The sequence below is a fragment of the Hymenobacter sp. DG25B genome, from assembly GCF_000801315.1.
Taxonomy (GTDB): domain Bacteria; phylum Bacteroidota; class Bacteroidia; order Cytophagales; family Hymenobacteraceae; genus Hymenobacter.
In genome coordinates, this window is record NZ_CP010054.1 from 485,537 (window position 1) to 499,566 (window position 14,030).

Sequence of the window (14,030 nt, forward strand, 5' to 3'; positions counted from 1 at the left end):
TCATATCGGGGTCCGGTTGCGTTGATAGGCTGCGCCGAGTGTTGCGGCCCCGCCGTACTTTCTCTGAAAATTTCTATTGCTCATGTTTGTTCCGTTTCAAGACTTGCCGCCCACAGCGCGCATCTGGATTTACCAGGCCAACCGGCCCCTGACTCCTGCCGAAGAAGCGGCTGGGCAGCCCTTGCTACGGCAGTTTGCTACCGACTGGACCAGCCATGGCCGCGCCCTGCAGGCTTCGGCCGCCATTCTGTATCATCAGTTTCTGGTTATCGGGCTGGATGAAAACGTAGCCGATGCCAGTGGCTGCTCCATTGATGCCTCCGTGCGCTTTGTGCACGAGATGGAAGCCCGGCTGGGCATCACGCTGCTGGAAAAGTCGAACCTGGCGTTTCTGCTGGGCGGGCAGGTGTGCCAGCTGGACCGCCGCGAACTGCGGGCGGCCGTAGCCGATGGCCGTTTGCAGCCCGATACGCCGTATTTTGATGCTACCATCACCACCCACGCGGAGCTGCAGCAGCGCTGGCCGGCTCCGGCAACAGCTACCTGGCTGAAGCGTTACTTTCCAGCCCCGGCCAGCAATGGCGTCCCGGAGGGATACAATGCAGCCTAAACTTAGTATACTTGTTACGCCTTATCCGGTAGCCGCGTTTTATAAACGGCTCCGACCATCATCCTACTTTCTATGCGGAAATTTCTGACTCTATGGCTGGCTGCCGGTGTCCCGGTTTTGTTGGGAGGCTGTAGCGCTTCGGAACAGGCTACTAAAGCCGATAAGCGCTTTACTCAAGGGGAATATGAAACGGCCATTCCGCTTTACAAGGCTGATATCAAGCGTGGCAAGCGCGTGGCTTATTCCAACTACCGCATTGCCGAATCCTACCGCCTGTCTAACCGCATAGAGCAGGGGGAGGAATTCTACAAAGCAGCCGTGAACGGGGGCGTGAAAAGCGCGGATGCCCGCTTCTACTATGGCCTGGCCCTGAAAGCCAACGGCAAATACGAGGAAGCGGCCGAGTACTTCACCGCTTACGCGGAAACCGGCGGCAACCAGGCCTTAGCTGCGCGCGCCGAGCTGGAAGCAAAAAATCTAAAGCAAGTGCCGGCCTTGCTGGCCCTGAAGACCAACAACGAAGTGCAGATTCTGGACTCCGTTAATTCTCCGTCCGCGGACTTCAGCGCTACCATGTTGCCAACTACCCGGGAGCTGGTGTTTGCTTCGGGGCGGGATGGGAAAAAGTACCTGGGCAACGGTGAAGGGTTTAATGACCTGTACGCCATTAAGTTTGCTGATGATCAGAAGCTGACCGGCGGCACGGTGCGCAAGCTGGAAGACAAGTTCAATTCCCCCGGCATGCACGAGGCCAGCGCCACGTACTCGCCCGACGGCAAAATGATGATTTTTGCCCGCTCCAACGACGGTACTAAAAAGGAAGCCAAGAAGGGTTTCCAAAGTGTAGACCTGTTCGTTTCCTATTACCGCGGAGCGGAGTGGACTGAGCCCGAGCTGCTGCGCGGGTAAACAGCCGCACCGCCGATGACTTTTCGCCGGTGCTTTCCCCCGATGGGAAAACGCTGTACTTCGCCTCCAGCCGCACCGGCGGCCTGGGTGGCAACGACCTGTACAAGGCCACGCTGGAAGAGGGCAACCGTTTTGCCACCCCTGAAAATCTGGGCGATAAAATTAACACCGCCGGCAACGAGAACTTCCCGGCCGTAGCGCCCGATGGCACGCTGTATTTCTCCTCTGATGGCCACCCGGGCCTGGGCAAGCTGGATATCTTTATGGTGGACAAAGGCGTGGTGAAAAACCTGGCCGCGCCCATCAACAGCACCGCCGATGACTTTGCGCCCTTCTTCACGGCTAAAGACATGGGCGTGTTCTCCTCTAACCGCAGTGGCGGCAAAGGCAGCGACGACCTCTACCTGTTCCGCAAGAAGCCGCGCAAGTTGGTGACTTTATATGCCGATGGCACCGTGCTGGAGCGGGACCCCAAAACCCGCCAGACCAAGCCGCTGGCCGGGGAAGATGTAGTGCTGCTGGGCCGCAATGGCCAGCGCCTGCAGGAAACGAAAGCCGGCCCCGATGGCAAATTCACCTTTAAGCTGGATACTGCCACTACCTACGCGCTGGTGGCCGACCGCCCCGGTTATTTCACGGCCCGCCAGACCCTGAGCACCATTGGCAAAGTTCCCCCACAGGACCAGCTGCCCAATGAGCAGAACGACATCCGCCTGCCCGTGACGCTGACCCTGGATAAGATAGTGGTGAACAAAGCCATTGTGGTGGAGAATATCTTCTACGATTTCAACAAGTGGAACATCCGGCCCGACGCGGCCCTGGAGCTGGACAAACTGGTAGAAACGCTAAACGACAACCCCAAAATTACCATCGAGCTTAGCTCGCACACCGACTCCCGCGGCAAGGACGCCTACAACCTGAACCTTTCCCAGAAACGGGCGCAATCGGCGGTAGACTATATTATTTCCAAGGGTATTGATAAGAGCCGCATTACCGCCCGCGGTTACGGCGAAACTCGTCCGGTTATCAAAAATGCCCGCAAGGAGGAAGAGCACCAGCGCAACCGTCGCACGGAGTTCAAAGTCACCCGGATTAACCAATAATATTTAGCTGCCTGAATATTTAAAAAAAGCCCTTAATCAGTGTGATTAAGGGCTTTTTTTTGACTGTAATTTCAGTGAAGGCCGGCCGGAACATACAGAAATGCTATATAGTTCCAGATTGGCACAATACTTGGCATTAGGGAGCGTGGGTACGGATGAGCCGCTGCCCGCTTAGTTTCTACTGCCATGAATAAGGCACTACTCCTTTGCTGCAGCTTTCTGCTCTGGGCCGCGCAGCTGGTGGCCGCCCCGGCCAACGTAAATTTCGTTTCGGAGCATGGCGTTCCGTTTGAGCTGGTGTTTGATGGGCGCCCGCTAACCCGGACTATTTCGCGCGAGGTGTACATTGACCGGGTGCAGCCCGGCTTTCACTGGGCCGAGTTTCGGATTCCGGCCGGCCGGGGCTTTGTGAAATACCGGACCCGGGTGTTTCTGGATGCCGGCTACGAATCGAATTATATCCTGATTGCCCGCCGCGGCTTTGCGCCGGTGCTGCGCAAGGTTTCGGCGGTGCCCATCCGCTACAACCGGGGCCCGCGCCGCAACGATGACCGGCAGGGCCGGTATGACGACCGTGACGGCCGCTACGATGAGCGGGACGACCGACGTGACGATGACCGCCGCCCCGATTACGACAACCACCTAAACCAGGACGAGGACCGCAACGGCCGCTACGAGGACCGTTCAGGCTACAACCGCCGCAATTCGCTGATGAGCTCTGCCGAGGTAGATGACCTGATTCAGGCCGTGGATGCCAAGTCGTTTGATAGTGGTAAGCTCGCCATTGCCAAGGATGCGCTGAGCCAGGCTGATATCCGGGCGGAGGATTTAAAGCGCCTGCTGCGCCGTTTCGATTTTGAGAGCCAGCGCCTGGAGCTGGCCAAGTATGCCAGCAGCCACGTGGCCGATCCGCAGAACTTTTACCAGGTGTACGAGCTGTTTAATTTCGACTCTAACATAAAAGAGCTGCAGCAATACAGCGCCCAGGCCCGCCCGAACGACGACTACCGCCCCGGTGGCTACGATGACCGCAGCCGCACTGTTATGACGCCGGCGGAAGTAGACGGCTTATTGCGGGCCGCCGGCAGCAAGTCCTTCGATAAAGACAAGCTGGCCATTCTGCAGGACGGGCTGGCGCGCACCTCTATCCGTACCGAAGACCTGAAGCGCATGCTGCGGGCCTTCAGCTTTGAGGATCAGCGGCTGGAGCTGGCCAAATATGCCTACAGCCACGTCATCGACCCGCAGAACTTTCCGCAGGTCTACGCCCTGTTCAACTTCAACTCTAATGTAGATGCCCTGCGCGACTACATCAACCAGCAACCCCGCCGCTAACCTGCCTCTTCTGCGCTATGAAAACAGCAAAAAGGCTTCCCAATTGGGAAGCCTTTTTGCTGTTTTTGGTGTTAGGGGGAGCGGCGTTTACCGCAGGCGGTCCATGCTGCGAACCAGCTGCTCGTCGCGGCGGATAAAGCGGTTGGCCAGCAGATTGAGCAGCAGCGCCAGCGTGGGCAGGTAGAAACCGGCCTCGAAGGAGCCGGCCAGCTTCACGTTCAGCAGCCGCTCGCCCACGCCGGAGTAGTACCAGCCGGCGCCAATGGTGGCCATAATCAGCACCAGGTTCAGCAAGCCCAGCTGCAGCTGGCGGAAGCGGTTGCGGAACTGGAAGATTTCGAAAACCGCTACGGCAGCAGAAGCCAGCGCCAGCGCCGCAATGGGCCAGGTAGCTATGGGGGCCGACGTGCCGGGGCCGGCTTTCGTGTAAGTTAGCTTGGTGGCCGTGAGCAGTAGTTCCTGGCCGCTGAGCGGATCAGCTTTGCTCCAGATGGGCAGGAAAACAACGCTCAGCATGGCCAGCGCCAGCAGCAACAGGAACACGCTTTGGATTCTTTGTATCATCTTTGTGTTTTGCTAGTTCAGATTGGCCCGCGTATGCCGCGGGCCGGCAAAAGTAGCCAACAACGACCGGAATAACCGCATTTCTATCCCAATGCAAACTGCATATATCGTGGACGCCGTCCGCACCCCTATTGGCAAATTTGGCGGTGCGCTCAGCAGCGTCCGTCCCGACGACATGGCCGCGCACGTACTGCGCGAGCTGATGCGCCGCAATCCTTCGGTGGATAAAGCGGCCATTGAGGACGTTATTATGGGCGCCGCCAACCAGGCCGGCGAAGACAACCGCAATGTGGCCCGCATGGCCGCGCTGCTGGCTGGTCTGCCCACTACCGTGCCCGGCAATACCGTAAACCGCCTGTGCGCCTCCGGCCTGCAAAGCATTATGGATGCCGCCCGCGCCATTAAAGCCGGCGAAGGCGACATTTATCTGGCCGGCGGGGCCGAAAGCATGACGCGCGCTCCGTTTGCCATGGCGAAGTCGGAAACCGCCTTTGGCCGCGACTTCACTGCCCACGACACCACGCTGGGCTGGCGCTTTGTAAACCCCAAGCTTTCCAAGCTGCATCACCCCTTCACCATGGGCGAAACGGCCGAGAACGTAGCCCGCAAATACGGCATCACGCGGCTGGAGCAGGATGAGTTTGCCTTCAACTCCCAGCGCAAATACCACCGGGCCTTCGAGAAAGGGCGTTTCCGCCGCGAGATTGTACCCGTGTTTGTGCCCAGCCCCAAAGGCGACGCGGCCCTGTTTGACCACGATGAGCCGCCGCGCCTCTCTACCATGGAGAAGCTGGCCAGCATCCGGCCGGCTTTCCTGCCCGTGGATGGCACCGTAACGGCCGGCAACTCTGCCGGTATCAACGACGGAGCGGCTGCCGTGATGATGGTGAATGAAGCGGCCCTGAAGCTGTATAACCTGAAGCCGCTGGCCCGGGTGGTAGCCTCTGCCGTAGCGGGCGTCGACCCGGCGTACATGGGCCTGGGTCCGGTACCCGCCACCCAAAAAGTGCTGCATCGGGCGGGCCTCACGCTTAATGAGCTGGATTTGATTGAGCTCAACGAAGCCTTTGCCGCGCAAAGCATTGCCTGCATGCGCGACCTGAACCTGGACCCCGAGAAAGTGAACGTGAATGGCGGCTCTATTGCCATTGGCCACCCGCTGGGCTGCTCCGGTGCGCGCATCACGGCCACCCTTATCCATGAAATGCAGCGCCGCGAAAACGTGCGCTACGGCCTGGCCACCATGTGCGTAGGGGTAGGGCAAGGTGCCGCTGTGATTTACGAAAAGCTGTAGTATAGTGAGTTAGGGGATGCCTTTTTCAATAAAGCCTCCCCTAACTCACACTTCCGCCCCCGCCATGCCCGCCGCGCTGCTGACCCCCATCCTTCCGTTGCCCATTCCGGGGGTGCGGCTGCGGCCCTGGCGGCCAACCGATGCGCCCGCCCTGGCCAATTATGCCAACGACCGGGCCATCTGGCAGAACCTGCGCGACACATTTCCGCACCCCTATACCACCGAGGATTCCCGGTATTTCCTGGCCCTGGTGGCCGATAGTCAGCGGGATGTGCACTTGGCCATTGAGGTAGCGGGGGAGGCTGTGGGGAATATTGGGGTGCATTTCAAATCCGATATCCGCCGCCGCTCCGCGGAAATTGGCTACTGGCTGGCCCGGGACTACTGGGGCCGGGGCCTGGCCACCGCCGCCGTGCGCACCCTGTCTGACTACGTGCTGCGGAACTTTGATGTGTGCCGTTTATTTGCGGTGGTCTTCGAGCCAAACTATGCGTCGGCCCGCGTGCTGGAAAAGGCCGGCTATGAGCTGGAAGGCCGGCTGCGCAAAAGCATCCTGAAAGACGGTCAGATGCTGGACTCCCGCCTTTACGCACTCATCAAGGAAGAATAAGCCCCGCCAGCACTCCATTCTCTCGTTCTGATTTTCCCTGCCCTTGCGCTATTTCCTTCACCTTGGTTACGACGGCAGCCTGTACCACGGCTGGCAGATTCAGCCCAACACCCTCACGGTGCAGGCCGAGCTGGACCGGTGCCTGTCGCAGGTGCTGCGCCAGCCGGTGTACTGCCTGGGCAGCGGCCGCACTGATTCCGGGGTGCACGCCAGCCATCAGATAGCGCATTTTGATGCCGAGGTACCCGAAACCCTCGATCTGGCTACGCTGCTGTACCGCCTTAACCGGGCCTTGCCGCGCGACATTCGTGCCTATGCCCTGCACCCGGTGCCCGCCCGCGCCCACGCCCGCTTCGATGCCGAGGCCCGCACCTACGAGTACCACGTGCGCCTCGTGCCCGACCCCTTCACGCCCGCCCACGCCCTGTATCTGGACCGCGCCCCGGATGTGGCGGCCATGAACGAAGCTGCCGCCTACCTGCTGGGCTCCCGCGACTTCACCAGTTTTTCTAAAGTGAAAGGCGCCGAAAGCCACTATGTGTGCGTGTGCTACGAGGCGGGCTGGCGCGAAGTACCCGGCGGGCTCATTTTCCGCATTCGGGCCAATCGGTTTGTGCGCGGCATGGTACGGCTGGTGGTGGGCACGCTGCTCACCGTGGGCCGCGGCAAGCTCACGCCGGCCGAGTTCAAGCAGATCCTCGATGACCAGAGCCGCATTGCGGCCAGCGGCGCGGCCCCGGCCCAGGGCTTGTTTCTGGCCCGCGTGGAATATCCCTCCGAGCTGGTGCCGGTGGAACAGCTACCCACCGGAATGCCGTACTTTGTGAGTCGTTAGCCCTGCGGGGTTAAAAGAGCTGCAACTTCGGGGCAGAGTGAGGGGTTATTGATCTTCCTAACCTCTTCTATTCTAAAACACATATCCACTTGGAGCAGGCAACTACCGCCACTAAAACCGGCAATATCTTCGACTGGCAGGTGCTGCGCCGGCTGATGACCTACGTGCGCCCTTACCAGCGGGTATTCTACTTTCTGATTTTCCTCACCGTAGCCACGGCTGCCTTGGGCACTCTGCGTCCCTTCCTGATTCAGCAGATGGTGGACGTGAGCATTGAGCAGGGCGATATGGTGGGCGTGAACAAGATGTTCGGGCTGCTTATTATTCTGCTGGTGGCTCACACGCTGGTCAGCTACCTGCAAACTTACTTTGGCGGCTGGCTGGGCCAGTACATTGTGCGCGACATTCGCGTAGACCTCTACCAGCACATTCTGGACCTGCGCCTCAAGTTCTTCGACCGCACGCCCATCGGGCAGCTCGTCACCCGCAACATCTCCGATGTGGAGACCCTGTCGGATGTTTTCAGCGAGGGCCTGGCCGCCATGATTGGCGACATTCTGCAGCTGGTGTTCATCATGGGCTTCATGTTTTATATTGACTGGCGCCTGACGCTGGTGAGCCTGTCCGTAATTCCGCCGCTGCTCTTCAGCACTTATGTGTTTAAAGAGAAAGTGAAGAAGTCCTTCCAGGAGGTGCGCACGGCCGTGGCGGCGCTCAACTCCTTTGTGCAGGAGCACCTGACGGGCATGAACGTGGTGCAGATTTTCAACAACGAGGAGCGCGAGTTTCGCAAGTTTGAGAAGATCAATAAAGTGCACACGCAGGCCAACATCCGCTCGGTGCTCTACTACAGCATTTACTTTCCGGTGGCCGAAGTGCTGGCGGCGGTAGGGGTAGGGTTGCTGGTGTGGTATGCCGCGCAAGGGCAGATTGAAGGCACCATTTCCAAAGGCGCGCTCATTGCCTTTATCATGTATAATGCCTTGTTTTTTAGGCCGATTCGCCAGATTGCGGACCGGTTTAATACCCTGCAGCTGGGCCTGGTCAGCACCGAGCGCCTGCTCAAGCTGCTCGACAGCAAAGAACTGATTGCGGATACCGGCACCTTCGCCCCCGCCAACCTGCGCGGCGACGTGGAGTTCGACAAGGTCTGGTTTGCTTACAACGACGAGGAATGGGTGCTGCGCGACATTAGCTTCACGGCTCAGGCCGGCCAAACGGTGGCCTTTGTAGGCGCCACCGGCGCCGGCAAAACCAGCATCATCAACCTGCTCAGCCGCTTCTACGAAATCAACAAAGGCACCATCCGCATCGATGGCCACGATCTGCGCGAGTTCGACCTAAAACACCTGCGCCGGCACATTGGCGTGGTGCTGCAGGATGTGTTCCTGTTCGCGGGCACCATTAAGGATAACATCACCCTGGGCAACCAGGATATTACCGAAGCCCAGATCTGGGAAGCGGCCGATTTGGTAGGCGCCCGCCGTTTTATTGAGCGCCTGCCCGGCGGCCTGCAATATGAGGTAATGGAGCGCGGGGCTACGCTCTCCGTGGGCCAGCGCCAGCTCATTTCCTTTGTGCGGGCCATGGTGTACCAGCCGCGTATCATCATTCTGGACGAGGCCACGTCTTCCGTGGATTCGGAAACCGAGGAGCTGATTCAGCAGGCCATTGAAAAGCTGATGCAGGGCCGCACCTCCCTGGTTATTGCCCACCGCCTGAGCACCATCCAGAAAGCAGACCGCATTATTGTGCTGGACCGCGGCGAAATCAAGGAAAGCGGCACCCATGAGGAGCTGCTGCGCCACGGCGGCTTCTACCAGCAGCTTTACCAAATGCAGTATAAAGACGCGCTGGCCTAAGTTATTTGGTCACCTGGCCCGCTCAAGTACTCGCTTTTGCCCTGATAAAGCACTCCTGATATTCCCTAAGTAAGAACGAATGACGCGTTGGTTTTTTCTGCTGTCTATTTTAATAGCTGCTTTGGCGGCCGGTATTTATGCCTATCTGGGCGGTTTCCGCTCTCCGGAAGTAGAGCTGGTAACCACGCAGGGCCCCATTTACCTGGCCGGCAAATATTTCAACGGCCGCGTCGATAGCAAAGAGTTTGGCCCGCTGTTCCGGCAGGCGCACCAGCTGCAGGAAAGCGGCCAGCTGCGCGGTGAGCTGGCCAACATCTACTACAACGACCCGGAAGCCGCCGGCGACACCGTAAAGGCATTCATCGGCCTGATTGTGCCCGATACCACTACCCAAACCCTACCCAGCGGCTACCGCTACAGCACGTTCAGCGGCGGCCAACGCGTAGTGCGCGCCCGCATCAATGCCAGCTACATGGTGGCCCCGGATAAGTTATACGCCGGCATTAAGCGCTACGCGGAGCTGCAAAAGCTAAAGCTACAGAAGGTCTACGTCGAAAGCTTTCCGGATAAAGGGCCGGTGGAGGTGTTGGCGGTAGTGCAGTAGCCGTGCCATCAAAACATGAAAAAGCCCGCTGAACCGAAGTTCAGCGGGCTTTTTTGTAGAGACGGGAAAATAAGTCGGGGTGGCAGGATTCGAACCTACGGCCTCGTCGTCCCGAACGACGCGCGCTACCGGGCTGCGCTACACCCCGCGGTGGGTGCTGCCGGTAGCACCCTTGGTACTAGTACTTTTTAGTGCGGAAAAAAGCCTCCGAACCGAAGTTCAGAGGCTTTCCGAGCCGCAGCTCTATTCAGTCGGAGTGGCAGGATTCGAACCTACGACCTCCAGCACCCCATGCTGGCGCGATACCAGGCTACGCTACACCCCGATGGAATCGAGTTGCAAATGTAAGGCATCTAGAAGATGTAACGCAACTTTATCAGCCATAAAATATCAGGAGAAACCAGTTTTAGTAGGAAATGTACAGGTCATCATGGTGGTAATAGGTTGATGAAAAGAGGGTTATAGGGCTCCGGATTTCCGGATTAAATTGGCGAGAAAGTTGCGCTTAGCTCTGCCTATTATATTCTTTGCCGTAAATGCCGCAACGTAAGAAATGGAGAAAATAAAATTGGTCTATATCCGTTTTGTGCAAAAATCTGGTGCGATTTGTGTCCTGGAGCGGCAGATTTTCTTTAATTTTACAAAAGGGACCTTTCTCTTTTCTGGGTGCTGCTTATGAAAACATTTACTTCGCTGATGGCGCTGGCCATCTTTTTGGTAGGAATCCAGGCTGCTTCTGCTCAGACGAAGCCAGCGGCTAAGCCAGCGGCTAAGCCAGCGGCCAAACCGGCTGCGAAGGCCCCGGTGAAAACGGCGCCAAAGCCTGCTGCCACGGCTGCCAAGCCTGCCCCGGCTAAGCCTGCTCCGGCTGCTGCGGCAGCCCCGGCAGCGGCTCCGGCCAAGCCGGCTCTCATTTCGGATACCGATAATGCTGCGCCGGCCGCAGCCTCTACCGATGCGCTGAAAGTGCGCATCGAGACTAACCCGATTACCAAGCGGCTGGTAGTGCGGACTAACGCCACCGGCCCAACCCGCGTGGAGGTAAATGATGATGCCGGCCGGCCGGTGCTTACCCGTGATATTGTAGCCGGTGATGCAGCCGCGGTGCTGGATGTAAGCCGCCTGCCTGCCGGGAGCTATATTGTACAGTGCACTTCCGGTGAGCGGCGCGGCATGCGCCGCGTCGTGCTGGGTCAATAATTCAACTGCCATTCCATATCTAAAAAAGCCCAGCTGAAATCGTCAGCTGGGCTTTTTTATGCTCTGACCAGGCAAACAGGCCCGTTACGTATCTTCGCTTTATGGCGCAGCGACTTTTCTCCTACTGGGAGCACCAGACGTTTCTGGACACATATGATGTAGTAGTGGTGGGCGGTGGTATTGTGGGGCTTACGGCCGCCATCTTCACCCGGCGGCTGCGGCCCACTGCCCGCGTGTGCGTGCTGGAGCGCGACCTGCTGCCCAACGGGGCCAGCACCAAAAACGCGGGCTTTGCCTGCTTCGGCAGTATTTCGGAGCTGATAGAACAGGAGAAGAAAAGCGGAACCGCCACCTTACTACAAGTAGTGCAGGCGCGCTGGCAGGGGCTGGGCTTGCTGCGGGAACTTCTCGGCGACGAGGCCTTACGCTACGAAGGAGTCGGCGGCTTTGAGCTGTTCCGGCCAGATGATGCCGCCTTGGCGCGCACCTGCCAGGAACATATAGGCTACTATAACCAATTGCTGGCCCCCATTATTGGTAGGGCCGATATCTTTCGGGACGCCACGGCTTGCCTCCCGGAATTTGGCTTTGCCGGTGTAGAGGTGGTACTGGAGAATACGGCCGAAGGCTGCCTGGATACCGGCCGCATGATGCACCGGCTGCTGCAGCTAGCCTGGCAGGAAGGGGTAACAGTGCTGCACGGCTGCCCGGTAACGGCGCTGGAAAGCCGGGCCGCTGATGTGCGGCTGGAAACGGGGTTAGGACCTATGCTGGCCGGGCAGGTACTGCTGGCTACCAATGCCTTCACCACAACGTTCTTCCCGGATTTGGACGTGCAGGCTGGCCGCGGGCAGGTGTTGGTTACGGAGCCCATTCCCGGCCTGGCCGTGCGCGGCACTTTCCACTACGATAAGGGCTACTACTACTTCCGGCAGGTAGGCAACCGGCTGCTGCTGGGCGGTGGCCGCAACCTGGATTTTGCCGCCGAAGCTACCACTGAGCCCGGTCTCACCGAGCTGGTGCAAAACCATCTGGAACAACTTCTTACCGATGTTATCCTGCCCGGGCAGCGCCCCCGCATTGATTACCGCTGGAGCGGTGTTATGGCCTTCGGGGCCGACCTGCAGCCCATTATACAGCCGCTCGCCCCGGGTATTTACGGAGCCCTGCGCTGCAACGGCATGGGCGTAGCCATGGGTGCCGGCAGCGGCCGCCGGGCCGCGGAAATGATGAACGGTTAGCAACTGAACAGTAGCGCGAAGCTCCGGCTTCGCGGACGAGCAGCGCGAGTAGCAGGCGTCTGCATACGTCAGAACTCGCGTTGCTCGTGCGCGAAGCCGGAGCTTCGCGCTACTGCCTTTACGCCTCTTCGCTCTGCAGCTGGCGCTCATACAGCGCCCGGTAGAGGCCATTTTCCTCTTGCATGAGCACCTCGTGGGTGCCGTGCTGCACTATCTGGCCATCATCGAGTACTAAAATTTCATCGGCCAGCTTTACCGAAGATACCCGGTGGGAAATGATGAGGCTGGTGCGGTTGGCCATGATGCGCTGCAGGCTGGCCAGAATGGCGTTTTCGGTGTTGGTATCTACGGCAGAAAGCGAATCATCCAGAATCAGGATGCCGGGCTCTTTTACCAGGGCACGGGCAATGCTCACGCGCTGCTTCTGGCCGCCGGAAAGCGTGATGCCCCGCTCGCCCACTTTGGTATCGAAGCCTTCGGGAAAGCGCATGATGTTGTCGTACACGTTGGCATCCCGGGCGGCCTGCAGCATGCGTTCTTCCGTAGGCTGATCGAGGCCGAAGTTGATGTTGTTGCGGATGGTATCGGAGAACAGGAACACGTCCTGCGGCACGTAGCCGATTTGCTCCCGCAGCGAGGTCAGAGCATAGTCGCGCACGTCCACGCCATCTACCTGAATGCTGCCGCCGGAAACGTCGTAGAGTCGGCAGAGCAGGGCGGCCACGGTGCTTTTGCCCGAGCCGGTGTTGCCGATGACGGCCAGCGTCTGCCCCGGCCGGATGCGGAAGGACACGTCGCGCAGGGCCTGAATACCCGTATCAGGGTAGGTGAAGGAGACGTGGTCGAAGACAATGTCGCCCTGAATTTCCTTTTCCACGTTCTGGCGTGAAACGATATTCGTTTTCTGATGCAGAAACTCGTTGATGCGGGCCTGGGAAGCTTCGGCGCGCTGCACCAGGGAAGAAGTCCAGCCCAGGGCCGTCACGGGCCAGGTGAGCAGGTTTACATAAATCAGGAACTCCGCAATGCTGCCGGTGGTAATGGTGCCGCGAATAACCTCCTGGCCACCCACCCACACGGTGATGATGGTGCTGAGGCCTACCAGGAACAAAATCAGTGGGAAAAACAGAGAGTTCACAAAGTTCAGACTCAGCGACTTCTGCTTGTACTCATCCGAAGCCAGCGCAAACTGCCGGTGCGAGTCTTCTTCCCGCACGAACGATTTCAGCACCCGGATGCCGGAAAAGGCTTCCTGCACGAACGTGGTCATGCTGGCCAGGGAACGTTGAATCTCGTCGGACTTCCGCTCAATGAGGTTGTTCACGTAGAAAATGCTGATGCTCAGCACGGGCAGCGGCAGCAGAGTATACAGCGTGAGCTTCACGTTCACCATCAGCATCAGCGGCACAATCAGCAGAAACAGGATTACCAGCTGCAGAAAGTACATGATGGCCGGCCCGACGTACATGCGCACCCGGCCCACGTCCTCCGAAATGCGTGACATCAAATCCCCGGTGCTGTGGCGGCGGTAGAAGGAGAGGGGCAGGGACTGATAGTGCTGGTAGATTTCGTTTTTCTGGTCGTTTTCGATGAGCCGGCTCATCACGATGAGCGTCTGGCGCATGAAAAACAAAAAGATGCCCCGCAGCAGCGCCATGGTCACAATCAATACCCCATACAGCAGCACGTTGCGGCCAAACAGGGCATATACGCCGCTCTGGGCCTGAGTGCCGGCGAAGAGGTGGTAGAGGTCAATTCCTTCGCCTACCAGGTCAAAGGAATAGCGCACAATCTGGGCCGGAAAAATAGCCAGCAGCGTGCTGAGGGCCACAAATAGCACCCCCCCAGGAAGTGCCATTTATA

Annotated in this window: 13 protein-coding genes and 2 tRNA genes; 11 read left to right on the forward strand and 4 right to left on the reverse strand. The window is 58.7% G+C overall.

From position 1 onward, the window contains the following. The first annotated feature begins 82 nt into the window (after nt 1-82). The 4 genes from PK28_RS02155 to PK28_RS02165 all read left to right on the forward strand — a co-directional run bounded on the left by PK28_RS02155 (nt 83) and on the right by PK28_RS02165 (nt 3,957). A complete protein-coding gene (locus PK28_RS02155) occupies nt 83-610 on the forward strand; it encodes a hypothetical protein (protein ID WP_044510942.1) in 528 nt (175 codons plus the stop codon). Between the two features lie 72 nt (nt 611-682). After that, nucleotides 683-1,519, forward strand: coding sequence for a tetratricopeptide repeat protein (locus PK28_RS20260; protein WP_156126198.1), 837 nt, complete (start codon nt 683-685; stop codon nt 1,517-1,519). A 29-nt stretch (nt 1,520-1,548) separates the two neighbouring features. Beyond that, the gene (locus PK28_RS20265) at nt 1,549-2,622 is read left to right on the forward strand and encodes an OmpA family protein (RefSeq protein WP_048825450.1); all 1,074 of its coding nucleotides are present in this window, start codon (nt 1,549-1,551) and stop codon (nt 2,620-2,622) included. Between the two features lie 186 nt (nt 2,623-2,808). After that, complete coding sequence (locus tag PK28_RS02165) at nt 2,809-3,957, forward strand: proline and serine-rich protein 1 family protein (protein WP_044510945.1); 1,149 nt, start codon at nt 2,809-2,811, stop codon at nt 3,955-3,957. An 87-nt stretch (nt 3,958-4,044) separates the two neighbouring features. Here the strand turns inward: PK28_RS02165 and PK28_RS02170 are convergent, their stop codons facing one another. Further along, on the reverse strand, nt 4,045-4,521 hold the full coding sequence (locus tag PK28_RS02170) for a DUF4293 family protein (protein WP_044510947.1): 477 nt from the start codon (nt 4,519-4,521) through the stop codon (nt 4,045-4,047). A gap of 91 nt (nt 4,522-4,612) precedes the next feature. On the opposite strand from PK28_RS02170, the gene PK28_RS02175 reads away from it, so the two are divergent. The 5 genes from PK28_RS02175 to PK28_RS02195 all read left to right on the forward strand — a co-directional run bounded on the left by PK28_RS02175 (nt 4,613) and on the right by PK28_RS02195 (nt 9,726). After that, nucleotides 4,613-5,815, forward strand: coding sequence for a thiolase family protein (locus PK28_RS02175; protein WP_044516095.1), 1,203 nt, complete (start codon nt 4,613-4,615; stop codon nt 5,813-5,815). Nucleotides 5,816-5,879: 64 nt separating this feature from the next. After that, the gene (locus PK28_RS02180; protein ID WP_044510949.1) at nt 5,880-6,425 is read left to right on the forward strand and encodes a GNAT family N-acetyltransferase; all 546 of its coding nucleotides are present in this window, start codon (nt 5,880-5,882) and stop codon (nt 6,423-6,425) included. Between the two features lie 43 nt (nt 6,426-6,468). Then, the gene (truA, locus tag PK28_RS02185) at nt 6,469-7,260 is read left to right on the forward strand and encodes a tRNA pseudouridine(38-40) synthase TruA (protein ID WP_044510951.1); all 792 of its coding nucleotides are present in this window, start codon (nt 6,469-6,471) and stop codon (nt 7,258-7,260) included. A gap of 155 nt (nt 7,261-7,415) precedes the next feature. After that, nucleotides 7,416-9,122, forward strand: a complete 1,707-nt coding sequence (locus tag PK28_RS02190; protein ID WP_044516096.1) for an ABC transporter ATP-binding protein — start codon at nt 7,416-7,418, stop codon at nt 9,120-9,122. A gap of 79 nt (nt 9,123-9,201) precedes the next feature. Beyond that, nucleotides 9,202-9,726, forward strand: coding sequence for a hypothetical protein (locus tag PK28_RS02195; protein ID WP_156126200.1), 525 nt, complete (start codon nt 9,202-9,204; stop codon nt 9,724-9,726). Nucleotides 9,727-9,800: 74 nt separating this feature from the next. Here the strand turns inward: PK28_RS02195 and PK28_RS02200 are convergent. Both PK28_RS02200 and PK28_RS02205 read right to left on the reverse strand, forming a co-directional pair. Further along, nucleotides 9,801-9,874 (reverse strand) — tRNA-Pro (locus tag PK28_RS02200). A 103-nt stretch (nt 9,875-9,977) separates the two neighbouring features. Beyond that, nucleotides 9,978-10,051: transfer RNA gene (locus PK28_RS02205), tRNA-Pro, on the reverse strand. Nucleotides 10,052-10,401: 350 nt separating this feature from the next. Here PK28_RS02205 and PK28_RS20060 point away from each other — a divergent pair. Both PK28_RS20060 and PK28_RS02215 read left to right on the forward strand, forming a co-directional pair. Further along, nucleotides 10,402-10,926, forward strand: coding sequence for a T9SS type A sorting domain-containing protein (locus tag PK28_RS20060; protein WP_044510955.1), 525 nt, complete (start codon nt 10,402-10,404; stop codon nt 10,924-10,926). 101 nt (nt 10,927-11,027) lie between these two features. Then, nucleotides 11,028-12,167, forward strand: a complete 1,140-nt coding sequence (locus PK28_RS02215; protein ID WP_044510957.1) for an NAD(P)/FAD-dependent oxidoreductase — start codon at nt 11,028-11,030, stop codon at nt 12,165-12,167. Nucleotides 12,168-12,285: 118 nt separating this feature from the next. On the opposite strand, the gene PK28_RS02220 is transcribed toward PK28_RS02215, so the two are convergent. Then, nucleotides 12,286-14,025 (reverse strand): ABC transporter ATP-binding protein, encoded by a 1,740-nt coding sequence (locus PK28_RS02220; protein ID WP_231576203.1) that lies wholly within the window; start codon nt 14,023-14,025, stop codon nt 12,286-12,288. Nucleotides 14,026-14,030 lie beyond the last annotated feature (5 nt).